Here is a 24,931-nt window from a genome sequence, read left to right on the forward strand (position 1 = left end):
GCTAAATTTAGGAGGAATAAAGATGAAAATCTATAAATTAACCGTATTTGAAGCAGATGGTGAAAAGATTTTAGAAGAATCGATTCAGGCAGAGAATGATGAAAGCGCAAAAGAACTGGGACAAAAGCTTGTAGCTGAAAAAGAATACGAAGAAAAGACACATCGGTTCACCTCACCGCTTGGCAAGCTACTATTATTCCATAGATAAGAAAAGGTTTGTATGATCCTTTTATAACGGGATCATACAAACCTTTTTATTTTCCTTTGAAATTAGGCTTCCTTTTCTCAACAAACGCCTTGATACCTTCTTCATGATCCTCTGTTTGTCTCATCACATACTGCGAGTATTTCTCCAATTCAAGCATCTTCAATAGCTTAGGACGATTTGTTTCAGCAAGAATTTTCTTCGTCCGGATCATAGACAAAATTGGTTTTGCCTGCCATTCTTTTATCTTTTTCTGAACCTCATCCTCAAGGCTGTTCGTTGTTACCAGATCAACCAATCCAATTTCTGATGCCTGCTCAGCGCTCATCACTTTACCTTCCCAGATTACTTCCTGAGCTTTCAATTCTCCCAGTCTTCGTTCTAGAAAGAAGTGCCCTCCGCCATCAGGAATCAAGCCGATCCCAATGAAATTCATGGCTAATTTACTCTCCTGCTCTGCAATAATGCAGTCAGTGGCCAAGGCAAGGCTGAATCCAAGTCCCGCTGCTGCCCCGTGAACTGCTGCAATTGTTAATTTTGGCATCGTATACATGGCCATGGCTAGTTCGTTAATACAATCCATTATTCCATAAAAATCTTTTTCACTGCCTAAATTAAACATCGATTTTATATCGCCGCCTGAGCAAAATCCGTTGCCATTTCCTTTAAGAATAATAATTGTAATTTCCTCATCAAGACTCAATGCTTTTAATTCCTTGTTTAATTCAACAAGCATCTCTTTATTAAGAGCATTTAATACTTCAGGACGGTTTAATGACACGGTAGCTACAGTGCCTTCCTTTTCCACAAGCACGCTCTTGATAATAGAGGCAGGTTTCACTGGCAAAATCCCCTTTCAAATTTGATATATATTTATTATAAAGGTTTATGTAAGCGTTTTAACACAAAAAAGGTGTAATTTATTAGAATTATTTGTATATTAGAAGAAAAAATAACCGAGTTCTTCATCCAAACAAGAACTCGGTTTGTTAATTTCAGCGCAAAAATAATTCTTTTAAGTAATCAATTTTTTTAGTTGTATAATGCTCATAACTATCATTATAGGATTTTGGATCTTTTGGGTTGGCAAAGTGCGTGATTTTTCCAGTATCAGGATCAATGAATTTACTTGCTGCCCCACATCCAAGTCCTATGATCGTTTGCTGCTCCTCCATAATCAGGATATTATACAAGCTCTCCATTCCAGGTAATGAATATCCGACATTCTCCAGGTTACCCAGTATATTCTTTTGTCTGTATAAATAGTATGGATGGTATCCATGGGCTGCAGTCCACTTTTCAGCTTCATTCATCATTTGTTCTACTTCCGTACGATCCGCAACCTTATAGCGCATTTTATTTCTCGTCATCTCAGAAGCCCGTTTAAAGGATAACGTATGAACAGTCAATGATTCCGGCATCAATTTTTCTGTTTCGTGTAAACTATTCTTTAATTCAGGGACACCTTCACCCGGAAGCCCTATAATTAAATCCATATTCACATTATTCATACCGGCCTCTTTAGCCAGTTTATATTTTTCAATTGTTTCCTCTACCGTGTGATGTCGCCCAATCGCCTTCAATGTTTCCTGTGTATAGGACTGTGGATTAATACTGATTCGATCAATATTCCATTTTTTTAAGACCTTCAATTTTTCCGGTGTAATCGTATCCGGCCGACCTGCTTCCACCGTAATTTCCCGTACATTTTTAATATCAGGGAATGATTCATATAGTTCCTCGTAAAGAATGTCCATTTCTTCAGCTGATATACTCGTAGGTGTACCGCCGCCAAAGTAAATAGTAGTAATTTTTATATGATTGTCCTTCAGCCATTTACCGATTTCTCGCATTTCATAATGCAGTCCACCCAGAAATGATGTTACATTTCCCTGACGTCCATTAATTGCATAAGCGGGGAATGTACAATAGGCGCATTTAGTAGGGCAGAAAGGAATTCCTATATAAATGCTCACTTCCCTTTTCAAATCATATAAATCTGGAATGACTTCTAATTGACGGTCAGCAATTTCCTCCAGTAAATTTAATTTCTCGTCTGTAATGGAGTAGGAGGCGCTCAGCTCTCTCTTGGCAACAGATGCATCTATATTCTTTTTCACATATTGATGCCACAATTTTGTGGGACGAACACCTGTCAACAATCCCCACTTCTGAATCATTCCTGTATGTTGTTCCAAAACCTTTAAAAAAACATAAGAATAGGAATGCTTTTTTTGCTTAAAAAGAGCCTTTTCATCCGTCTGATTCAAGACATCTCTTTCAAATGTGGATTCATGTACTTTATTAGATGTAGAATCCTCTAGTATCGCTTTTGTATATAATGTATGATTAATCATTTCTTGTTTTAATGTAATTGATAAATCCGATGGTGATTCATCGCTATTAAGCAGTGTTGCCTCTTCAAAAAATAAGTCCGCAATTAAAGATAAGGGCCGATACAGCCTTTCATCCTCAATGCCATTTATTAAAATACGCATGCCTATCCCCTTTTCAAAAATTCAATCCATATCAGTTTACTGAACATCAAGACAGCGGTCAATCACAAATAAACCATCTCTTCCTTATCATGACTATTTGGGAATGAAGCTATTCAGCCAATAAAAAAGCTTAGGAGACTGCCTAGGAGCGACAAGCATAAGAAGAGTACTGAGAGGAAGGGTCCTATTGAGCAAAGACTAAGAAGCACCACATCGCGTAGAAAGATCATTGTGAACTAAATCCTGCAGGCCTCCGCTGAGTATTTACTGATGACTTGAGTTCCTAGAAGCCGAAGCTGGATTCCATCAAAAGAGTAAAGGAATGGCCCCATTTAGGCGTTTGGCTCGATTATTGTTTGAATCGGCTGGATTATTACGGAGTTTGGCTGGATTTTCAGCTGAATCGGCCGGATTATTACGAAGTTAAGCTGAATCTATGCTCAATTCGGCTGGATTCATCCTCGTTGGGCTGAATATCCTACATCTCTTGCCAAGAATTAATAATTTAATTGCCAAGAAAACTGTTTCAGCCCTACATAGCACCTTTATCATCATAACGAAACCCTAAACCGACAATATTTATTACCGAAGCCCAATAAAAAAGGATAACCCCAGAGGAGCCATCCTTTTGGTAGGTGGTAAAAAACACCTTCAACACCTATTTAGTCAGTTTTGATATTCATCTTTTTTAAGAAGCCAATTGGATGCTGTCTTCTGAATACCTCTTTAATGAGATAGGCCACACCCAGTTCATCATTACTGCGGGTAATCCATTTGGCTGAGCGCTTTACCGCTGCATCAGCATTTGCCACAGCTACACCAAGTCCCACATTTCTTACCAGCTCCGATTCATCTTGATCACTGCCAATTAAGACCACTTCATTTGCTGCTATACCCCTGTTTTTTAATAAGTAGTTAAAAGCCTTCTCTTTTGTGACTTGTTCTGGTAAAATCACAAGTTTATTCGGATGACTCTCCTGGATCATTACGTTTTCAAACATCGCTTCAAGACCAGACTTTGCATCTATTCTGTCCTGTTTCTTATCTATATATATATCAATTTGCAATGGAGACATCGGATGGGTGCGTAAATACTCATCTAGAGAATCTACAAATTGCTGGGCATATATATTGGTCTCTCCCGGCGTCCATTTGATTCTTGCAAAGAGCGGTGTTGGAAGATCCATTCTATTTCCGATTGTCATATCCTCATGAATTAAACGGATGTGCCCGCTTAATTTTTCTAAAAAACGAATGATATCGAGGGTAGTGTTCTCAGGTATTCGCTTAACAAAAATCGGATTATGAAGATTCTCCAAAATAAAGCCACCCTGATGCGCAATAATATGCGGATTACATCTAAGAGCTTTTCCGGTTCTTTGTGTATAGTCATAATTTTCAGAGGTCATCAGAGCTACTTCTACTCCCTTTTTAGCAACGTATTCAATTGATTCTCTTGTATGAGTGTGGAGTTTTCCTTTTGAAGATAATAGTGCACCATCCATATTAATCATTAACAGTTTATATACCATGATGTCCAATCCACCTTTCATGATGCCCATATACATTCTGTATGAGGATTTTGGCAGAAATAGAACAGTTATAAAGAAAAAAGAACCGATTTAGCGCCCTGAACTTCCCTTCACCAATTAAATAAATCTAACTGGCAGAGAAGATTCGACACTAATCGGTTCCATATATGCTTAGGATTGTGTTCCGTACAAGTCTTCCAATGGTTTTGTGATAATACGATTGAGATCTGTAAGGATGACGCTCATTTTTTGTTCAGCATCCATTAATTTAGAAATCGCTTCATGTTGTTGCACAAGCGCAACAGTTTTTTGAGCCTGCATTACTTCTTCTTCAGTAATTTCCTGACCCATCATTTGTTTTTGCTGAAGATTTAGCTGAATATCTCTGAAATTGTTAAACATCGTTCTTGCTTGCTCATCAGCCATTATCGCATTGTATTGATTCTTTAGTTCTTGGTATTCTGCACTTTCACGTATTCCTTTTTCTACTGTATACGCTAAATCATATAAATTAACTGACATCATATACCTCCTGTTTTCTATTACACTGAAGTCTCTCTTACTATACCATTATCGAAAGCATTATACATCCATTGTATGTTTACTGGAATGGTTTTAATTCATCAAAATCATAAAGATTCCCTGGAAAACTCCAATCAAGCCTCCTAATAGGGCTCCTAAATACGTAATCATTTTCAATTCACTTTTTGTGATAGACAGTACCATTTCTTCCAGACGAGCCACCGGAAAAGAAGCAACCTGATCACGGACAATTTCCTTTAGTTTCAATTTTTCCATTATGCTTGGTACTTTTTCAATTAAAATCGCTGCAACCTCTTCAATAACATTTGGCAGCAATCTTCCCTTGATGGTCTCATTCCATTCACCAGTTATCTGATTAAGTGTCAGATTCGATAAATCCACTTTTTTATAGCCGGTTATAATTCCTTTATAGAGTAAACTTCTCATTTCATCCAATGAATAGAATTCCTCCACGTCTGAAATCTGCTTATGTTTTATTTTATGCCACTCACTATGCAGGAGTTGTGTCAGCGTATCCCTAGTCCCAGGATTTGAGAGAAATTTAATAATCTCCGGCTGAAGTTTCTCGCCAAGATTTACATTTCCTAATAGCATCTGCATAATTCCACCGAGTTTTCCCCGTTCCCTCATGAAATCATCTGCCATTTTTTGAAGTCTTTCCTTACCTTGATTGCTGGCAAAAAAAGCGATTCCCTTATCCAAGATATAATGAGATACATCCGGTATTTTGTTCTCTATTTTCTCCTCAACACTTGCTGGTATAAAGGTTGCTATAGGTTTATTTTTATGCTGCAAATACCAATCCTCTAACCAATTTGTTGAATGCGATTCAATTTTTCTTACGATTAAATCCGGAATGTCAGCCAACCCAGCTTTTTCAAGCGCCTTTTCTATAGAGATCTCAGAAAAAATTGTTTTATCTAATATATTTTCTCCAATTCTCTTAGCTTCCACTTTGACAGTACCAGTAAGCAGTTTATTTTTAATACTCTCTGGAGTGATTAAGTGTTCTACAACCATCTTCCCCATCTGCTCAGCCAATTCGTCTCGTCTTTTCGGTATTAACCCAGGCGTAAATGGCAAGCGTTTACCAAAGATATAAATAGCCTCGTAGGGGTGGAATAGCATTTTTATGGCCAAGGCGTTTGTAATACCGCCTATTAAGGCCCCTACTACAACCACTGTGATAATCGTTATAAATGTACCCATAAGTAGCTCCTTTTTAAAACTTCCTGTTTGTAAGAAATAGTTTAGTCTTTTCTACTATTAAATTGCAACCATCGGTGTCCATTTTTCAAAGATTTTGATGCTAGCTTTCCTTATACGAGGTTGTAATTGGATATAAATGCTTATTTAAAGTGTATAATTATGATTATTGCTATTAAATTTAGATTTGAGGTGCAATCTATTGATTAATCATTTTGAATGGAAATCATTATATGAAACAGAAAAAATACCTGGTTGGAAGTTTTCCTTCTACTTTGAAAAAAAACGGTATAAAGGAGTTTACCATAAAGATGGTTCTATTACCTGGATTGAAACACAACCATCTGACTATGCTAAAGCAGAATTAGAATCTAGAGTACACGAATTGATGCTTTATCATGTATATGATAATCAATAGACTATGATACAAAATATTTGGAGGATTACTCATGAACACTGACTTACTTATACTCTTTCCCAACGCAATCCGTGTTTCATATCCGTTGGAGGATCAATCCTATTATTGGTACATAGAAAATGCGAATCAATATATCGGTATTCCAAAAAGGTCTGTATCATCTGATCAATTGGCTCTATTAAATATTTTTTTAGAACCCTTTTTGCTTCATACTGAAGAACTTAATAGATCTGCCCAGCAAATGCATTGGCACAAATTATTATACCAACAGGATTCTGCACCATTGCCGAAAATTGAAGATGGGTCATACCGCTTTATTCATTATAATCTTCCAAACAATGATATTAATATTACAGACTTCTCCGATGCTATAAATGGCTTTTTTCATGACCCGGTCATTTGCTGGAAGGACCCATCTAGCGGAGTCATTATAGAAAACACCAAATCCACTTTGCTCACAAATCAAGATTTTAATGCTGTCATTCATACCCTTGAAAGCGATTTATACGCACATTTCCGTTTATTTATAGGAAATAATTATCCGCTTTCGAATGAAATCATAACGTATTTTTCTTCAGAAGATACTTGCTTTAAAACCATACGTCTGTATAACTCAAAAGATAAAGTCATTACTTTTTCTTCAGCTTTTTTGGATCTTTTATTACTAGGTAAAAATCAAACTTTATGTATAACTCTAGCTAAAAATCTACTCGGCACTTTAGAAAATGAAAAAGATCTACTCCAAACTATTATGATTTACATTAAAGCTAATGCCAATGCTACTGTTGCTGCAAAACAGCTTTTTCTTCACCGTAACAGTCTAAAATATCGTCTTGATAAATTTTATGAAATTACCAATCTCGATGTTCGAAAATTCGAAGACAGCTTATGTGCCTATTTAGCCATCCGGTTACTGGAGAATACAAATTAACTATAAGTGCAACCAGCCCATTTCATAATCATTTTATTTGTGCAAATTGAACATATATTTTTAACTATTAGACTAGTAAAATTATTTGTGAAAAGGGTTTCATTATTACATAGTTATCAAGGAGGACATTTAAAGATGGCTCAGTTAAAATTAGAAAATATTTATAAAGTTTATGATAATAAGGTAACTGCAGTAACCGATTTTAATTTACACATAAAAGATAAAGAGTTTATCGTTTTCGTAGGTCCATCTGGATGTGGTAAATCCACAACCTTACGTATGATCGCCGGATTAGAAGAAATCTCTAAAGGTGACTTCTATATTGATGATAAACGCGTGAATGATGTACCTCCAAAAGACCGTGATATTGCAATGGTTTTCCAAAACTATGCATTATATCCTCATATGAGTGTATATGATAATATGGCTTTTGGACTAAAGCTTCGTAAATTTGATAAAGCTGAAATCGATCGCCGCGTTAAAGATGCAGCACGTATTCTTGGTCTCGAGGAATATTTAAATCGTAAACCAAAAGCTCTTTCCGGCGGTCAACGTCAGCGTGTTGCATTGGGCCGTGCTATCGTTCGTGACGCAAAAGTTTTCCTTATGGATGAGCCTTTGTCTAACCTGGATGCTAAATTGCGCGTACAAATGCGTGCTGAAATCGCTAAGCTTCATCAAAGATTAAATACAACTACAATTTATGTAACACATGACCAAACAGAAGCAATGACAATGGCTACTCGTCTGGTAGTTATGAAAGACGGCTTCATCCAACAAGTCGGTGCACCGAAAGACGTTTATGAAAATCCAGAAAACATCTTTGTAGGTGGATTTATCGGATCTCCTGCCATGAACTTTATTAATGGGAAATTAGAAGATGGATATTTTGTAACCGGCAGCACTCGCATCGCCGTACCTGAAGGTAAATTAAGCTATTTGCGTAAACAAGACTATATAGGTAAAGACGTTGTCCTTGGCATTCGTCCTGAGGATATCCATGATGAACCTATATTCATGGATGCATCCCCAGAAACTACAGTCAGCTGCATAATTGAAGTGGCAGAATTAATGGGTGCTGAAACGATGCTCTATACTCAAATTGAAGGTCAATCCATCGTAGCACGTATCGATTCCCGTTCTGATATCAGTCCAATGGATACCATTAAATTAGGATTAGATATCAACAAAGCACACTTCTTTGATAAAGACACTGAGTTAAGAATTCGCCCATAATTAATTATAAAAACTCAAAGCCAAATCTCTCGGGATTTTGGCTTTTTTGTTTCCTGATATGGCTTTAATTCAGTTTTCAGGAATTATAATTATTCTCAAATATACATTTCGTGAATAGATACTACCTCGTCGTTTCCACATTGACTGCAGGATAAAAGATGTTTGCATATATTTTGTCTTACCGATTGAGGATCTCCGTCCGTTTGTTTTTGTATATTGGTTTCCAGGTATGCACTATAGTCGTCATAGTAATCCATTACCTTCCCAAAGTCCTCCATATTTATATCACAATTTTTACATAAGTATTCTATAGAAGTTAGACCATTACATAAAGGACATTCCATATTATCCTCTCCAAACCTTTTCTTTTCCTTAGCGTTTCACCCATGAGATTTTTTATGTTCATGGAATCCAGATAATATTTTCCTGCTTGTACACCCTTACGAATCTTATCAACTCCAGCTTTTACCTTTTTATATCTATGTATAAATTAAAGTGTGACCTTCCATACTAGCTAGTAGAAAGACGCACTCACATCAATGGGTCAAGCCGTTTAGGGCTTAGGAGATTTCATACGATAATCTCCTGTATGTCGGTTCAAATCCGACTGACCCAGCCAAATAAATCATTTTTTTAAAGGAGATTAACATCATGGCTCAAAACAGCTCAAACAATAACTCTAATCAATTGGTTGCTCCAGGTGCAGCAGAAGCAATCAATCAAATGAAATACGAAATATCTACTGAGTTTGGAGTACAACTTGGTGCTGAAACAACAGCTCGCGCAAACGGATCTGTTGGAGGGGAAATCACAAAAAGACTTGTTCGTATGGGTGAACAACAAATCAGCGGCAGATCTCAATCTTAATTAAAAATTTCATATAAAATGGCTAAAACCCCCTTCCGAACAATTCGGAAGGGGGTTACGAATGTTTTTAGGATTTTTGTTTGACCATATCTTTTGGATTTACCCATTGATCAAATTCTTCCTCAGTTAAATAACCCAATTTCAAGGCTGTTTCTTTTAACGTACTGTTATCTTTAAAGGCAAGCTTAGCAATTTCAGCTGCTTTCTCATAGCCTATATGCGGGTTTAGTGCCGTTACGAGCATAAGGGAGGACTCTACATTTTTTTGAATGCTTTCAATATTAGCCTCAAGTCCAACCAGGCAATTAACCCTGAAGGATTTAAGCGAATCTGACAATAATCTGGCAGATTGCAGGAAATTATAAGCAATCACGGGTTTAAATACATTTAATTCGAAATTCCCCTGGCTTGCAGCAAATCCAATGGATGTATCATTTCCCAATACTTGAACAGCTACCATTGTTAAAGCTTCACTTTGCGTCGGATTTACTTTACCAGGCATAATCGAACTCCCAGGTTCATTTGCAGGAATGGTAATCTCCCCAATACCACTGCGAGGGCCGCTTGCCAACCAGCGTATATCATTGGCCACCTTCATCGCATCCATAGCCAAAGCTTTTAATGCACCATGCGCATAAACAATCTCATCATGGCTGGTCAATGCATGAAATTTGTTTGGTGAAGAAATGAAGTTATAACCGGTTTGTTCAGATATATATCCCGCTGTTTTATCCCCAAATTCGAGATGGGCATTAATGCCTGTACCAACAGCAGTACCTCCTATCGCAAGGCTAAGCAGCTTCTCGGCACTTTCCCTAATCATCTGTTCTGAACGTTCAAAACTGAATCTCCATCCGCTTATTTCCTGGCCAAGTGTTAATGGTGTAGCATCCTGCAGGTGAGTACGTCCAATTTTAACAATTCCCATAAACTCCTGCTCTTTTTCTTGAAGTACTTTCCTAAAAGCAATAATTTCAGGCAAAACATTTTTATGTATAGTTTCATAAGCTGCAATATGTAAAGCCGTTGGGTATGTATCATTGGAGCTTTGAGACATGTTTACATCATCATTAGGGTGCAGCGTTGCTTCAAACCCATTATTCTCCAGCCATTCATTCCCTTTACGTGCTACTACTTCATTCACATTCATATTGCTTTGGGTTCCACTTCCAGTTTGCCAAACTTTTAGAGGAAATTGACTATTTAAATTTCCTGCGATAATCTCATCACATACGTATGATATCGCATTCTTTTTTTCTTCCGATAAATTACCTAAATCAAAATTGGAATAAGCAGCGGCTTTTTTTAGGTGGGCAAAGGCATATACAATCTCAATTGGCATTAATTCTTGTCCAATTTTAAAATTGTTGCGGCTACGCTCTGTTTGAGCCCCCCAATAGCTATCAGCTGGAACACGCACTTCTCCCATCGTATCTTTTTCAATCCGATATTCCACCTTCATCATCCCCTATAAAGTATTATCTTACTATTAAGAACATACTCTCTATTATAGCAGATGGTCAAATGATAGCGCTTAAATCTAATCCCCTTGACTGTTAGCTTTTAGGAGATATTAGGTTTACGCATCCCAAAGCATGTGCCCGATAAAAAAGCCTAAAGTCATGATACTAGCTATAGCAAGCGTTACAGTATAATCAATCATTTTCCCTACCTCCTCATATCCTTATAATGATAAAAATAGCACATTTAACTCTGGGCTGACCGGTTAAAAAATGAAAATATTTTACAATTCTATGACTATCACTCATGTTGATTTCAATCCATCATTAATTTCCCACGTTATCTATATTTTGTTTAATTAATTTAACACAGGGTAAATAGTATATAAATTAGCTCAATAACAGAGGAAAAGGTGAGACAAAATGCAAAAATATGAAATCGGTTCTTCTGAACTTTCCATTCAAAAACAAATAACACTTCCACAATTAATGTGTATAGCACAATATGCGAAAAACTTTAATGGAACAATCAAATTGGTAAGGAATACACAAGAAATTAACGTAAAGGATATTTCTTCTTTAACAGCTTTTTTCCTAACATTAGGTACGGATGCACATGTTAAAGTCCTTGTTAAAGGCGAAAATGCTCAAGGGGCAATTGAGCAAATCGAAACAATATGTCTGACAGAAAATACTGAGTTAACACCCTCTATGTCTTAATTACAGCATAGTAGAAAAGCCCATTTGAGACCGTAAAATTTACGATTTCAAATGGGCTTTTTTCATTCCTATTGAATATGGAAGGCAACTTATTTTTTAATTAATTTTTCCAGCGATTGATCCATTCATCAAAGTTTTTCTGAATCTTTTCCTTTTGCTCAATCCAATAGTTTTTAAAACGGTTCTTTTCTACTTCCTTTTCCATATCATCTATTGTTGGAACATCAAATGTTTGATTTTCGACATTTTGTAAGGCTTTTGTCATAATTTCCTGAAAAACAATATTTGCACCGCTTATTTTATCTTTGTAAAGATACTGATTGGCTGTTGTTTTATCATAGCCCATCCACACGGCACCAACGAGGTTGGGAGAATAACCGACAAACCATTGGTCCTTTACCGCGTCCTGTCTAGACACATTATCTACCTGAGTTGAACCTGTTTTTCCAGCGATATCTCTATTTTCAACCTTTGCATTTGTTCCAGTTCCACCTTCATAATCAACCACACCCTTTAGCATGGCAGTCATATTTTTTGCTACTTCCTTGGTCGTTACTTTAATTTTTTTCCCTTTAAAGACAGCAACTTCTTTGCCGCTCGCATCTACAATCTTCCGGATAAGGTGTGCTTCCTGACGTACACCTCCATTTGCAAATACAGAATAGGCTGAAGCCATCTGCAGTGGAGATACTCCCTCGTTTAGCCCACCTAAAGCAAGACCCAGTGTTCGGTCATTCTTTCCAAGTTTAATGCCAAATTTCTCTGCATAATCCATTCCAGCTTGTATGCCTATTTCATTCAAAAGCCAGACTGCAGGGATATTTTTCGATTTATACACAGCCTCGAACATCGGAACTTCTCCTTCATACTGATCATTATAATTCTTCGGTGAATAACCTCCTGCAAATTCCATCTCCGTATCTTTAATCAAATCTGTAGGTTTATATCCTTTTTCAAGGGCAGGTGTATAAACTGCGAGGGGCTTCATCACTGAACCTGGCTGGGCTTTTAATTGTGTCGCTCTGTTATATCCAAGAAAAACATGCTCTCCCCTTCCCCCAATAAGGGCTCTGACACCGCCAGTCTTTGGATCAAGCAAAACGGCACTGCTTTGTACTAATTCATCTGCATTTGAACCTTTTGCAAACAAATCATCTTGTTTATATACTTCTTCCATATCTTCCTGCATACCTTGATCTAGTTCTGTGTATATTTTATATCCACCTGTTAACAACTCGTCCTGCTTTATTCCATATGTTTTGTCAGCTTCCATAATCACCTGGTCAACATAGTAGGGAAACATTCCTTTTAAGGGATCGCTTAACTCTGTGAAACTTATTTCTTCTTCAGCTGCTGATTCCCTCTCTTCACTCGTAATAAACCCACTATTTTCCATCTGAACCAACACTACTTCTTGCCTTTTTTTTGCCGCCTCAAAGTTTTTATAAGGATCCAGAACAGAGGGAGCATGTATTAAACCAGCTAACAAAGCTGCCTCAGATAGATTGACCTTTTCGATTTCTTTTCCAAAATATACTTTGCTGGCATTTTGAATTCCCCAAGCGCCATGCCCAAAATAAATTTGATTTAAATACATCTCCATGATTTCATCTTTTGAGTATTCACGTTCAATCTGGCTGGCTATCGAAACCTCCTTCAGCTTTCTCTTCAAGGTTTGTTCAGGCGTTAAAAGTGTTATTTTTGCTAGTTGCTGCGTGATAGTACTTCCACCCTGAACAACAGTTCCTGCAGTGAAATTCTCATATGCTGCTCGAATAATCCCTATATAATCAATCCCACTATGTTCATAAAAACGTCGGTCTTCTATTGATATAACAGCATCAATCACATGCTCTGGAATCTGATTAATTGAAACCCCTTCTGTCTTATTTGCTGAAATTTTACTAGCCTCTTCTCCATCCATATCATAAATGATGGTTGGCTGCATAAGCTCAGTTTTCAGATGAGACAAATCAACTTCCTGATTTAAGAGCAGATAAAGGAATGAACTTATGATAAGGGCTATGAACGATAGACCAAGCAGAAGAATGTGTACTAAACGAGAATGGTCAAATATTTTTAAAAACTTATAACCCATCCAATTCTCATCCTCTCTAAAAATCAACTAAATTTCTATCCATTGTTACATATTATACACAAAAAATAAAAAACAACTGATAGACAGTTGTTTTAGGTTTACCTATATCTTTCACTTGTTAATCTCATTATTCGAGTTTCCAATTTCTTTATGCAATGTTTCCATATACATATAAACAATTTGCTTTAATTTTACATCTGCTCCCAAAACATCCAAGTGAGTTAAGCATTTTTTAATAATTGGGTGAATATCCTGGGGTTGTTTTTCATCTAACATCCTCATCACCTCTTTTTTCTATAATACAAGAATACAAGATATTTGCTGGTATGACCATTGGTCTTTTGGCATATTTATCTATTTTTCGAACTTCTAAATAGGTAATCTTGATTTGACCCTATTTCACAACAAATTAAGACTAATTTTCCAAATTATCCCAAAAATAACATACCTACTCTTTTAAGGCATAAGGTCACTATATAGGATATTGGATTGACAGGTTCCCTTGCCTGATGTTTCCAAAAGCCAAATAAAGGATAAATAATAACGAGTGCAAATAAAATGAAGGGACTGAGTTATATGTTTAACCATATATTGGTGGCGTTCGACGGCTCAGATTCGGCTAAATTGGGTTTATCAATGGGATTAAATTTTTGTAAGAGTAAAGAGAACTCCTTATTATCAGTAGTTTATGTTTATGAAGAAAATAATGAAGGATTAATTCCTGAGAATACATTTGTAGCCTCAACCAATAGCACATTTTACGCAGACTCCAGCCAGGGGCAGGCAATCGTTCCAGAAACTAATTCTTTAATAAACAATAACTCTGCGAATAACAATCGACTTGAGGAAATTGAACGCTATGTAAACAGCTTGGAAGGTAATAATCTTATCCATTCACATTTTGTAGTACTTGAAGGGACAATTGATGATATGATTCTTCAATATGCTGAAAAAGAGGGAGTCGATTTAATTATTGTCGGCAATAGCAGCACTACCGGTCTTCGTAAATTGTTTCTCGGCAATATCTCTGAAAAAATCATTAAAAATGCCTCATGTCCTGTGTTAGTGGCAAAATAATTAATTGTTCCTTAACTATATAAGGCCTCCTGCCTCATAGAGAGCAAAAGGAGGCCATTTATTTTGCTAGAAAATCCAAATCTAAAAAAAGAGACATTCCAGGCAACTTCATACACACGTACGTTCAACAGGAATCTCTCAATATCAGAGTATTATTGCAACACTTTATTAACCAATTCTTTATATTTATTATGTGCATCATTCTCGTTTAATGAACTATAGATTCGATACTGATCCCCATCTAAAATACGATAGTGCTCACTAATCATATTTTGCTGCAGAACATACCCGCCATCATTAAGAATATCTTTCCACCATACCTTACCGCCAAGCATTTTTTCTTTCCTGTAATCAATTCTTTCTCTTGAAACCGTTTCAATGACCTCGAGAGGGTCCCCGCCAAATAAAGTCTGCACTGTTAATGTTTCACGAAATAATGAAACGACAGCCACGACAGTAGTCCAACTTGCTTCATTACGCTCTTTTTCAATTTGTACCAATGTTTTTTTAGAAATACCGATTATTTCGGCCATCTTGTCTTGTGTATAATCAACTTCCACACGGATTAATCGCATACGTTCAGATATTAGACGAATAATTTCATCCTTACTCATAATCATCCCACTTCCCATCAATATAAAATATAATATTTATACTCCAAATTTAATGTTCACTACTATCATTATAATAGAAATAAATGGAAGATAGGTATTATTATGTATAAATTTACTAATTTTTTTATATTCTCTTCTTCTTTTTACAATAAACTGCTTTCTATTAATTAAAAAGGACGATAGAACTATAACTCTTTCAGGAGCGAAGCCAAGATGGGTCGGGTTCAAGTACATGGAATTAGAAAAACTCAAAAAGACTTTCGACTATGTCGAGAGCCCTAAATTCAAATTATTAATCTTTTTAGGAATGATGTACAGATTTCCGCAAGATAACCCGTGGTGCTGCTGCAAATAATAGCATCATTACCATTCCGCTTACAATAACACTTGGCAGCATATAGGATAAATTATAAAACAATGAGAAAACTGCGACTGATTGGCCATCTGCTGCGCCAGTTCCAAAGAAAACCATTCCAGCAATAAAGTGTGCAAAAAAACGCATCGTACTTCCCAGTAGTATTCCTAAAACAATAATACCTGATGTTTTAATATCCTTTTTGCCAATTCGTTCTCTATCTGCATATTTAAATACAATCCCAGCTAAGCCAACAACCGTATAAGCGACAATATAATCGAGAAAACCTTGTACAGGATGCATGATATAAGCAGTTCCTGATAGAATTTGTAGCAAACCCAACAGTAATCCTGTGGTTACGCCACCTTTAACACCCCATCGATAAGCCATTAAAAAAACAGGTACCATAGCGATTGACACGCTGCCACCCTGCGGCCATAAACTAAAAGATACAACAGTGGCCAACAAATCAAAAATAAATGCCAAAGCAGAAAAAACAGCAATCTCCACCATAAATAATAATCGTTTGTTTCTCATCTTACTTCCCCTTTCTAATCAAGAGCTCCTGAATCGTAACCTCCATCTTGATCGGGCATCCAAAAATGCAAAAAAGCAATGCTCGCACAAAAATGGCTCGCATTGCTTACATTACATTCATTCAGCCACATTCCTACGCTAGTGCTAACTAACAGGTTCGAAGGGTCAGAACTCGATCGTTCACTCTCAGCCATAGGCTCCCCTTGTGGAATACTATTCATTTCTTACATCGTACTAATTTTTCCATACATTAGCAAGTATTATTAATCCAAATCTAACTAAGCAGTCATTTCTTCTATTTTTATTGTATCTGCTTTATCTTCTTTTTCTTCACGTTTCTTTTCAGATTCGGCAATAATTACAGCACAAGATGCATCTCCAGTAATATTAACTGCTGTTCTCGTCATATCAAGTAAGCGATCAATACCGAGGATCAAGCCTACACCCTCAACTGGAAGGCCAACCTGGCCAAGAACCATAGTCAACATGATTAATCCTACACCCGGCACACCTGCTGTTCCAATACTTGCAAGAACAGCTGTCAGGATGACAGTAATTAATTGCGTCATTGTAAGGTCCACACTATATGCCTGGGCAATAAATACAGTAGCAACCCCTTGCATAATAGCAGTTCCATCCATATTAATGGTAGCGCCAAGCGGCTGCACAAAGCTGCTGATACTTTTTGGTACATTCAGCTCTTTTTGTGTAAGCTCCATAGCTACCGGCAAAGTTGCACTGCTCGACGAAGTACTAAACCCGACTGTCATAGCTGGGAAAAACTTTTTGAAAAACTCTATTGGATTACGTTTCGCGAATATTGCAATCGCTCCCCCGTATATGACAATTGTATGAGCCAATAATGCCAAAAGAACTACGATCATATAAAGACCCATATTTTTAATAGCCGGAAGACCTTGGCTTCCGACAGCAGTTGCTATTAAGGCAAATGTTGCATAAGGTGCTGCCTTCATAATTAGGTTAACTAAATACATCAGTACTTCATTACCTTGCTCCAAAAGGTTGATAATACCTTTTGTTTTTTCTCCAAGAGCCGTAATTGCGATCCCAAAGAAAATAGACATTACAATTACCTGAAGCATATTTCCATCCGCCATTGCCTGAATTGGATTCTTTGGAATGATATTAATGAGAGTTTCAGTTATAGAAGGGGCTGTAGTGGCTGTATATTCAGCTGAGGCAATATCAAAATTACCTCCGTTCCCTGGTTTAATGACTAAGGCCAGGAATATACCAATTGTGATAGCAAATGCAGTCGTTGAAAGAAAATAAAGAATGGTTTTACCACCAATTCTGCCGAGTTTTTTAGGATCCCCTAAACCCGCCGTACCTAGAGTAATTGAGATAAGTACAATAGGAACAACCAGCATGGTAATAGCGTTAATGAACAGACTGCCGATTGGTGAAAATACTAAAGCATTTAAGATTTCAAATGATTGAGGTGAAAAAATGTTAAGCATCAATCCAACAATCGCACCAAAAAACAATCCTAATATAATTTTAACTGTAAGGTTCATAGATGCCCTCCTTCAATTATCTATTAGAAAAAATCTACTATACTCCACATAAAAGGAGAATTTAACGAAAAAACACCCCACAAATTAGAATGGTTTTTCTTATTTCTATATAATAATAGTAGATTATTCCTAAGATGACAATGGAAAGAATTACAGGGAGGTGTGTACAATCTTACTCTTAGCTTGAGTGAGGGCCTGTTTTTCCTCGTTTTGTCCCTTGATCACATAAATATAAATTTTTATATTTCCGTCTTTTCTGCATATCCTCATACAACAGCAAAAAAAGACGCATACATGCGTCTTCTGTGAAATGATCGTATTTTTAACTAATATGTATGTATGAGATTGATTAATGACTTTTTAGTTCTACTTCCTTCTTGGACTCAGATGCTTCCTCAGCCATTAATTCATGACCCAAATCAGAGAACCCTGAAATAAATACATTTGAAAATATTTCATTACGTGATTTTGTCTTTTCAATGATAACTCCCTGCACCTTAAATTTAGATACGATATCCATACACACTATCTCCACCTCTAATTTATACTAATCCATACAAATATACCCTTATATTAATCCCTCAAACCAAAATACAAGCATTTTATTTGACATTTATATCTGTTTTATTTACTAACTGATTTTATGTAAATAACACTATAATTATGTTACTTATGTAAATAATTCCACAACTTAAATTTTACTAAATTGCTGAAAAAAAGATAGTCCCAAATTTCATATTTATTGAAAATATAGTCAAATTATTAAATTAGGAATAAAAACAAATGCTATTCATTTATAAATTTAATATAATGGATAGTAATAACTCTTTTTCAAATACTTCTCTTTTATAATCCAAGGGGTGATTCACATGGGAAGTTGATGACCAAAAACATTCATATAGTCGATCTTTTATATTTAAACCATTTAGCTGATAGCAGCTTATTACTACAGGAGGTGACTCCTTGACCGTCATAAACGGTTAAAGGAAATTTATTGGACATATGGAATTTGGTTTTTATAGCCATTTTGATTGCATTAACCGCATTTTTTGTTGCATCGGAGTTCGCAATTGTTAAAATTCGTTCTTCACGGATAGATCAATTACTTGAAGAAGGAAATAAAAAGGCAATAAGTACAAAAAAAATCATCACAAATCTGGATGAATACTTGTCTGCCTGTCAGCTTGGCATAACGATGACAGCACTGGCACTTGGCTGGATCGGAGAAGAAACCTTTGCCACTATCATATCTCCAGTAATATCATTCTTGACATTACCGGATGCTGTTGCCAAAACACTGACCATCATTCTCTCTTTTATGTTAATTACATTTATTCACGTAGTCATTGGTGAATTGGCACCAAAGACTGTTGCCATTCAAAAAGCGGAATCAATTGCTCTTCTTACTTCAAAGCCACTTATGACTTTCTATAAAATCATGTATCCTTTTATATGGGCTCTTAACGGGTCAGCAAGGCTGATTGCCAAATCAGTCGGAGTTGAACCCGCATCAAAATATGAGATTGCACATACAGAAGAAGAACTGCAAATTATTTTGTCTGAGAGTTTGAAGAGCGGCGAAATTAATCAATCTGAGTTTAAATATGTGAACAATATATTTGAATTTGATAACCGAATTGCAAAAGAAATTATGGTACCACGAACAGAAATGATTTCCTTATCAAAAGATGACCTCGTAAAGGAATTTATTGATGTATTTCATGCTGAGAAATTCACTCGTTATCCTATTATTGATGGAGATAAGGATCACATCATTGGATTAGTAAATGTAAAAGAAATACTGACAGATATCGTCCAGCATAAACAGGTGACAACTGTCACTCTTGATCCCTACATTAGGCCGATAATCCGTGTCTTAGATACCATGCCGATTCATGACTTATTAGTCAAGATGCAAACTGAACGCATTCACATGGCTGTTCTGATGGATGAGTATGGCGGAACTTCAGGTTTAGTCACTATTGAAGATATAGTTGAAGAAATTGTTGGAGAAATCCGCGACGAATTCGATGCTGACGAGATACCTGAGATTCGTAAAAATCCAGACGGCTCCTATATCGTTGATTCAAAAGTACTTATCAGTGAAATTAATGACTTGCTTGGAACTAATTTGGATGACTCAGATATTGATACAATCGGCGGATGGGTTCTAACCGAAAATTATGATGCCAAGTTGGGGGATACGATTGACCTCGAAGGATATGAAGTAACCATCATCGATATGGAAGACCATCATATCCATTATGTTGAAATTAAGCAAAAGGTTAAAGAATATCAGATAATCGGTATACCACAAAAAAACGTCGCTGAAGAAGATAATGTCCTCTTCTCTTAATATTTAAATTATTTATAGAACACCAACCAACAAACCGCTTCTCCAAATTGGAATTTAATTTCCTTAGAGAAGCGGTTTTTATAATGTATGCCTCTTTTCCTGATTAGCTACAAGATCCTTTCGAGCTAGCTTATTTACTTCAGGAAAACAAAATTAAGCAGAACCTTAACAGGTCCTGCTCAATCATTACTCGGTTATAACAGTCGTTTTCGTCTTATACAATCTATAGAGCCTTACAATATTTTTGGTGATCGTTTTTACAACAGCATAGGTCGGCACGGCTAATATCATCCCCATTATACCAGCTAAACTTCCTGCAACCAATAATATCAAGATAATGGTCAATGGATGAATATTAAGTGATTTCCCAATAATCAACGGAGAAATCAGATTACCATCAATTTGTTGAACTATTACAATCACTAAGATGACCAAAATAGCTGTTAGCGGCGATTGGAATAGACCGACTACCACTGCCGGTGCAGCCCCAATAAACGGGCCTACATAAGGAATAATGTTTGTAATTGCAATTACTAATCCCAGCGTCAGTGCATATGGTAAATCCAGTATTAAGAAACCGATAAAACAACACGTACCGACAAAAATACAGACAATAATTTGTCCCTGTATATAGCTTGCCAATGTCTCAGAGGTTTCCTGAATAATAACCATTCCTTCTTTCCTAAAAGAAGATGGTAAAAATCTCATGATTGCATTGGGAAGTTTATTCCCATCCTTCAACATATAAAACAAGATGAACGGAACTGTTATGATAATTAATGTCAGATTTGTGATAAAGGAGAAGACGGCCGAGACTCCAGTCGTTATATTCTTTGTCACAGTGGTTGTGAATTCAAGCAATCTGTCCTTCAGTTCGTCTATTTTAACTATATCCTGTTGAATTACATAATTAACCAAAGGGGAATCAGATGCATCCTCAATGATTCTTCCAATATCATCAATGATTTTAGGCGTATTCTCGACTATATCTGTTATTTGATTCGAAACGATTGGCCCAACTGTTGCTCCACCAAATATAAATAAACCAATCAGGGCTATGTATACGATCAAGATTCCAATGATTTTTGGTACTTTCCGCTTTATCATAAATTTTAAAAGTGGATTTAATAAATAAAACAGAAATCCTGAAATCAAAATTGGGAAAAAAAGCGTAGATATGAAGATCCCAATCGGATTAAATAAGAAGGAAATTTTTGTACTTACGAATATAATCAATAACAGTAACAAGATTTCCAATGTCCAAAAATGTAATTTTGATTTCAATTGTATCCTCCTCTCCTCATATTCGGTTATTCCCCATTATATCGTATTTATTCGTTAGAAAAAACATTCCCATTAATATAATGTTTTAATACATTAGATGTCATACTTTTTATAAAAATCTGTTTTCCTACTGATTGTTGTATAATATTGGTAAGGCGGTGTTTAAATTGAAGAACTACACAGTGATGTTTCTGTTGCTATTTGTTGCAAGTATCGCAGGTGGTATGGCGCTAAAAAACATTTTCGGATATTCAATGTTAGTTGGAGTTGGGTTAGCATTCATATTTTTGCTTTGTTCAGCTTTTTCACTAAGCATAAACAACCATAAGAACCAAAACACAGAAATGGGAGATGAAATTAGAAGATTGTCTTAATATTCAATTCCCGAACTTTGAAAAGGGTATAACAATTCACCAGCTATTACGGAGTATGGATAGAGAAACATAATGATGAGATTTTCAAATATCATATTATGAGTTATGACCCGGGAGTTAGTTTCCATTCGGCATTTTATCCTAAGATGTCAATCACAGCCGTAATATGTTCTAACAAATCTAAAGGTGCATATGATATTACGCAGGAAATTGAGAAAGAAATTTTAACCCTTTGGGATCATAGAAAGAGTAACTCAGGTTGAAGTGAGGTTAATCCATAACAATGTTTAATGTAGAATTAATGGACTTATAGAAAAATACTATGTAAAGGAGTGACACTATAGTGGAAACAGTAAAGCCAGAGGTGGAAACATCGAATTTTGTAGATATCTTTACGAATGTTTTACCTTTTTTTCTATTGGCGGTAATGATTTTAATTATTATCGCTATTATATATATTGTTAAGATTTTTAAGCGTTATCTAACTAACAGTAAAATAGTTGAGCAAAAACTAAAGCTGATAGAAACAGATATACAGGAGACTAAACAACGTCTTGACCGAATTGAAAAAAATCTTAAATAAAATTTAATATATTTTTTTAGTATGCTAGCTAGGGGCTTCAAACAAAGTAATGACAGCACAAAAGCTGTCTTTTTTTATTGAGATATCAGCAATATACTATTAGAAAAGAACTAATACAAATAAACCGGAACTTTTATGTTCCGGCTCTATCTCCAGCTTTGTTTAGAACGCCCAATTCCCTTTTCGGAAAATAGGTTCTTTTGTTCCATCCGCCAATTCTCCATCAATGTCCATTTCAGCAGAACCAATCATAAAATCAACATGATTAATACTTATATTGACACCATCATTCGCTAATTGATCTTCATTCATCTCTTTGCCTCCTTCAAGACAAAAAGCATAGCCTGAGCCAATAGCCAAGTGATTGGATGCATTTTCATCAAAGAGAGTATTATAGAATAAAATATTTGTATCAGAGATTGGTGACTGATGAGGTACTAGGGCAACTTCACCAAGATAGCGAGATCCTTCATCAGAGTCAAGAAGATTCTTAAGAACATTCTCACCTGTTTCTGCCTTTACATCTACAACTTTTCCTTTTTCAAATGTTAACGTGAAATTGTTAATGACATTTCCGCCATAGCTTAAAGGCTTCGTGCTTGTAACAGTTCCATTCACGCCTTCTTTATAAGGAACCGTAAAGACTTCCTCTGTTGGCATATTAGCCATAAACGATATACCTTTTGAATTCACACTACCGGCTCCGCACCATATATGTTTATCAGACAGCTCAATGGATAAATCTGTTCCTGGCGCTTTATAATGAAGAACTTTATATTTTTTTGAATTTAAATAGTCTGCTTTTGTACGCAGGGTTTCATCGTGTTCCTTCCAAGCAGCAACTGGATCCTCACTATCTACTCGGACTGCTTTAAAAATCGCATCCCAAAGTAATTCCACACTGTTTTCGGAATCAGGGAAAATCTTGTCAGCCCAGGCCTTCCCTGCAGCAGCTGTTACACACCAGCTCACTTTATCAGATTGTGTAGCTTGTCTAAATTTATTTAATGCAGTGCCTGCCGCTTTTTGAAAGCTAGCAATTCGATTCGGATCGATTCCTTTTAATAGGTCAGGACTCTGAGAAACAATTGATAGGAAAGCACCACCTTTTTCTACCAACTCCTCTCGTTGAGCCACTATCCATTGCGGAAATTCATTAAAGGCTTCATCTGGAGCCAATTCATATTTGATTCTGCTAACCTCTTCATCAGCCCAATCCACGTATACATGCTTTGCACCGGCTTCATAAGCTTTTTTAACAACTTGGCGTGTAAACGATGCTGATTCAATTGAGGATGAGATTACCAAAATTTGCCCTTCTTGAATATTGACTCCCACTTTAACAACCAATTCTGCATATTTGTTTAATTTTTGTTCAAAATTCATTCTTTCAGCTCCTTTAAAACATCATTCCCATTCGTTACTATTTTACCACTCCTTGTTGGAATACACAGTTGAACGAATTGGTTTTTTTGAAAATTATAAAAAAAAGAGAATACCTTTATCAATACTGGTTATTATCACTTGATTCAGTAACTGGACTTCCCGCTGTTCTTTGTTTAATCATACTCAGGAAATTTTCCACTGTCTTTGCCAGATATCTTTCTTTGGACCAAATAACACCCACCGTAGATGTTAAATCTTTTTCTTGAAGCTGATAACTGTATAATTGGTGTGTATCATATGTCTTTACAACTGATTCCGGTACAACAGTGACCCCAAATCCCTGCTTTACCAATTGAAGTAATAGCTTGATGTCTGAGCATTCGCTTTTCACTAACGGTTTTATGTGCAGCCTTGAGAATTCACTGACAATCATTTTGTAGATTCCTAATCCTTCATTGCTTGGTAGAATTAATGGTTTTTTACTAATGCTTTTTAAAGAAACGATTGTTTCAGAGCTCTCTATTTTTTCATTTGTTAAATAAACAAATGGCTCTGTTTTAATGGGCAGTATATTCACCTCATGAGACTCAATTGGAAAGATGACATATCCAATGTCAAGCAGCCCCTCCTTAATCATTTTCGTCAATTCCACTGAATTCCCTTGATAAACGGTGTAATAAACATTAGGATATTTTTGATGAAAGTCATTTAGATAACCTGCTAATTGATAATCAGAAAATGTATTTACTCCAATGCGGAGATTACCACTTAATCCTTCCACCATTTCTTTCGTTTCAGTTATCATTTCTTCAAATACTCTAATGATATCCACTGCTTTTTGATAGAGAGAGGCTCCTGCCTGAGTTAATTCAAGAGTGTTTCCTTTCCTATTAAAAAGGACAACTTCTAATTCATCTTCCATTCTCTTTAATTGTTGACTGAGCGGCGGCTGAGCCATATGCAATCGTTTTGCCGCTCTAGTAATTTGTTTTTCTTCTGCAATGGCTACAAAATAGCGTAACTGTTTTATATCCATATCCTGTCCTCATTTCCGTTATATCAAAAAGATATACTTATCATACAAAATAAATATTTTTCATATATTACACACAA

25 protein-coding genes, 1 pseudogene and 1 riboswitch are annotated in these 24,931 nt (G+C 36.1%); of the genes and pseudogenes, 11 read left to right on the top strand and 15 right to left on the bottom strand.

Annotated features, from left to right (window positions below):
- The first annotated feature begins 22 nt into the window (after positions 1-22).
- Positions 23-208 (top strand): YhzD family protein, encoded by a 186-nt coding sequence (locus tag A8L44_RS04135; protein ID WP_066101916.1) that lies wholly within the window; start codon positions 23-25, stop codon positions 206-208.
- Between the two features lie 46 nt (positions 209-254).
- Here A8L44_RS04135 and A8L44_RS04140 read toward each other — a convergent pair whose 3' ends face one another.
- The 5 genes from A8L44_RS04140 to A8L44_RS04160 form a co-directional block, all read right to left on the bottom strand.
- Positions 255-1,046, bottom strand: coding sequence for an enoyl-CoA hydratase (locus A8L44_RS04140; protein WP_066101920.1), 792 nt, complete (start codon positions 1,044-1,046; stop codon positions 255-257).
- A 154-nt stretch (positions 1,047-1,200) separates the two neighbouring features.
- Positions 1,201-2,703 carry a coproporphyrinogen III oxidase gene (locus A8L44_RS04145; protein ID WP_066101923.1) on the bottom strand — a complete coding sequence of 501 codons (1,503 nt, stop codon included), beginning with the start codon at positions 2,701-2,703 and terminating at the stop codon, positions 1,201-1,203.
- A 662-nt stretch (positions 2,704-3,365) separates the two neighbouring features.
- Entirely contained in the window at positions 3,366-4,235 is an 870-nt protein-coding gene (locus A8L44_RS04150; RefSeq protein ID WP_066101926.1) for an HAD hydrolase family protein, read from the bottom strand.
- Positions 4,236-4,406: 171 nt separating this feature from the next.
- On the bottom strand, positions 4,407-4,757 hold the full coding sequence (locus A8L44_RS04155) for a YlbF family regulator (protein ID WP_066101929.1): 351 nt from the start codon (positions 4,755-4,757) through the stop codon (positions 4,407-4,409).
- 93 nt (positions 4,758-4,850) lie between these two features.
- Positions 4,851-5,987 carry a DUF445 domain-containing protein gene (locus A8L44_RS04160; protein WP_066101932.1) on the bottom strand — a complete coding sequence of 379 codons (1,137 nt, stop codon included), beginning with the start codon at positions 5,985-5,987 and terminating at the stop codon, positions 4,851-4,853.
- Between the two features lie 199 nt (positions 5,988-6,186).
- Between A8L44_RS04160 and A8L44_RS04165 the strand changes: the two genes are divergently transcribed.
- The 4 genes from A8L44_RS04165 (at position 6,187) to A8L44_RS04185 (ending at position 9,436) form a co-directional block, all read left to right on the top strand.
- Positions 6,187-6,402 carry a YheE family protein gene (locus A8L44_RS04165; RefSeq protein ID WP_066101936.1) on the top strand — a complete coding sequence of 72 codons (216 nt, stop codon included), beginning with the start codon at positions 6,187-6,189 and terminating at the stop codon, positions 6,400-6,402.
- A 31-nt stretch (positions 6,403-6,433) separates the two neighbouring features.
- On the top strand, positions 6,434-7,333 hold the full coding sequence (locus A8L44_RS04170; protein ID WP_066101938.1) for a PucR family transcriptional regulator: 900 nt from the start codon (positions 6,434-6,436) through the stop codon (positions 7,331-7,333).
- A gap of 135 nt (positions 7,334-7,468) precedes the next feature.
- On the top strand, positions 7,469-8,569 hold the full coding sequence (locus A8L44_RS04175; protein WP_066101941.1) for an ABC transporter ATP-binding protein: 1,101 nt from the start codon (positions 7,469-7,471) through the stop codon (positions 8,567-8,569).
- Between the two features lie 651 nt (positions 8,570-9,220).
- The gene (locus A8L44_RS04185) at positions 9,221-9,436 is read left to right on the top strand and encodes an alpha/beta-type small acid-soluble spore protein (protein WP_066101945.1); all 216 of its coding nucleotides are present in this window, start codon (positions 9,221-9,223) and stop codon (positions 9,434-9,436) included.
- A gap of 67 nt (positions 9,437-9,503) precedes the next feature.
- On the opposite strand, the gene fumC is transcribed toward A8L44_RS04185, so the two are convergent.
- A complete protein-coding gene (gene fumC / locus A8L44_RS04190; protein ID WP_066101949.1) occupies positions 9,504-10,892 on the bottom strand; it encodes a class II fumarate hydratase in 1,389 nt (462 codons plus the stop codon).
- Positions 10,893-11,319: 427 nt separating this feature from the next.
- Between fumC and A8L44_RS04195 the strand changes: the two genes are divergently transcribed.
- Complete coding sequence (locus tag A8L44_RS04195; RefSeq protein ID WP_066101953.1) at positions 11,320-11,616, top strand: HPr family phosphocarrier protein; 297 nt, start codon at positions 11,320-11,322, stop codon at positions 11,614-11,616.
- Between the two features lie 100 nt (positions 11,617-11,716).
- On the opposite strand, the gene A8L44_RS04200 is transcribed toward A8L44_RS04195, so the two are convergent.
- Both A8L44_RS04200 and A8L44_RS18850 read right to left on the bottom strand, forming a co-directional pair.
- On the bottom strand, positions 11,717-13,714 hold the full coding sequence (locus A8L44_RS04200; RefSeq protein WP_066101956.1) for a transglycosylase domain-containing protein: 1,998 nt from the start codon (positions 13,712-13,714) through the stop codon (positions 11,717-11,719).
- A gap of 111 nt (positions 13,715-13,825) precedes the next feature.
- Positions 13,826-13,990 (bottom strand): hypothetical protein, encoded by a 165-nt coding sequence (locus tag A8L44_RS18850; protein WP_175354229.1) that lies wholly within the window; start codon positions 13,988-13,990, stop codon positions 13,826-13,828.
- A gap of 300 nt (positions 13,991-14,290) precedes the next feature.
- Between A8L44_RS18850 and A8L44_RS04205 the strand changes: the two genes are divergently transcribed.
- Positions 14,291-14,791, top strand: a complete 501-nt coding sequence (locus A8L44_RS04205; RefSeq protein ID WP_066101960.1) for a universal stress protein — start codon at positions 14,291-14,293, stop codon at positions 14,789-14,791.
- A 152-nt stretch (positions 14,792-14,943) separates the two neighbouring features.
- On the opposite strand, the gene A8L44_RS04210 is transcribed toward A8L44_RS04205, so the two are convergent.
- From A8L44_RS04210 to A8L44_RS18855, 4 genes are all read right to left on the bottom strand, one after another.
- The gene (locus tag A8L44_RS04210; protein WP_066101963.1) at positions 14,944-15,405 is read right to left on the bottom strand and encodes a helix-turn-helix domain-containing protein; all 462 of its coding nucleotides are present in this window, start codon (positions 15,403-15,405) and stop codon (positions 14,944-14,946) included.
- Between the two features lie 301 nt (positions 15,406-15,706).
- Positions 15,707-16,297 (bottom strand): energy-coupled thiamine transporter ThiT, encoded by a 591-nt coding sequence (gene thiT / locus A8L44_RS04215; protein ID WP_066101964.1) that lies wholly within the window; start codon positions 16,295-16,297, stop codon positions 15,707-15,709.
- A 113-nt stretch (positions 16,298-16,410) separates the two neighbouring features.
- Positions 16,411-16,511, bottom strand: a riboswitch (TPP riboswitch).
- 64 nt (positions 16,512-16,575) lie between these two features.
- Entirely contained in the window at positions 16,576-17,835 is a 1,260-nt protein-coding gene (locus A8L44_RS04220) for a dicarboxylate/amino acid:cation symporter (protein WP_066101967.1), read from the bottom strand.
- A 349-nt stretch (positions 17,836-18,184) separates the two neighbouring features.
- Positions 18,185-18,355 carry a hypothetical protein gene (locus A8L44_RS18855; RefSeq protein WP_175354230.1) on the bottom strand — a complete coding sequence of 57 codons (171 nt, stop codon included), beginning with the start codon at positions 18,353-18,355 and terminating at the stop codon, positions 18,185-18,187.
- 474 nt (positions 18,356-18,829) lie between these two features.
- Between A8L44_RS18855 and A8L44_RS04225 the strand changes: the two genes are divergently transcribed.
- Positions 18,830-20,191 carry a hemolysin family protein gene (locus A8L44_RS04225; protein WP_077247972.1) on the top strand — a complete coding sequence of 454 codons (1,362 nt, stop codon included), beginning with the start codon at positions 18,830-18,832 and terminating at the stop codon, positions 20,189-20,191.
- A gap of 186 nt (positions 20,192-20,377) precedes the next feature.
- Here A8L44_RS04225 and A8L44_RS04230 read toward each other — a convergent pair whose 3' ends face one another.
- Positions 20,378-21,475 (bottom strand): AI-2E family transporter, encoded by a 1,098-nt coding sequence (locus A8L44_RS04230; protein ID WP_066101969.1) that lies wholly within the window; start codon positions 21,473-21,475, stop codon positions 20,378-20,380.
- A gap of 167 nt (positions 21,476-21,642) precedes the next feature.
- Between A8L44_RS04230 and A8L44_RS04235 the strand changes: the two genes are divergently transcribed.
- The 3 genes and pseudogenes from A8L44_RS04235 to A8L44_RS04240 all read left to right on the top strand — a co-directional run bounded on the left by A8L44_RS04235 (position 21,643) and on the right by A8L44_RS04240 (position 22,432).
- The gene (locus A8L44_RS04235) at positions 21,643-21,849 is read left to right on the top strand and encodes a hypothetical protein (RefSeq protein WP_066101973.1); all 207 of its coding nucleotides are present in this window, start codon (positions 21,643-21,645) and stop codon (positions 21,847-21,849) included.
- Positions 21,850-21,896: 47 nt separating this feature from the next.
- A pseudogene (locus A8L44_RS19145) lies at positions 21,897-22,112 on the top strand (hypothetical protein); the annotation flags it as partial.
- Between the two features lie 80 nt (positions 22,113-22,192).
- Positions 22,193-22,432 carry a hypothetical protein gene (locus A8L44_RS04240; RefSeq protein WP_066101977.1) on the top strand — a complete coding sequence of 80 codons (240 nt, stop codon included), beginning with the start codon at positions 22,193-22,195 and terminating at the stop codon, positions 22,430-22,432.
- A gap of 162 nt (positions 22,433-22,594) precedes the next feature.
- Here A8L44_RS04240 and A8L44_RS04245 read toward each other — a convergent pair whose 3' ends face one another.
- Positions 22,595-23,818 (bottom strand): aminopeptidase, encoded by a 1,224-nt coding sequence (locus A8L44_RS04245; RefSeq protein WP_066101980.1) that lies wholly within the window; start codon positions 23,816-23,818, stop codon positions 22,595-22,597.
- Between the two features lie 118 nt (positions 23,819-23,936).
- The gene (locus tag A8L44_RS04250; protein WP_066101984.1) at positions 23,937-24,854 is read right to left on the bottom strand and encodes a LysR family transcriptional regulator; all 918 of its coding nucleotides are present in this window, start codon (positions 24,852-24,854) and stop codon (positions 23,937-23,939) included.
- Between the last annotated feature and the right edge of the window lie 77 nt (positions 24,855-24,931).

Source organism: Bacillus sp. FJAT-27986 (assembly GCF_001685035.1).
Lineage (GTDB): Bacteria > Bacillota > Bacilli > Bacillales > Pradoshiaceae > Pradoshia.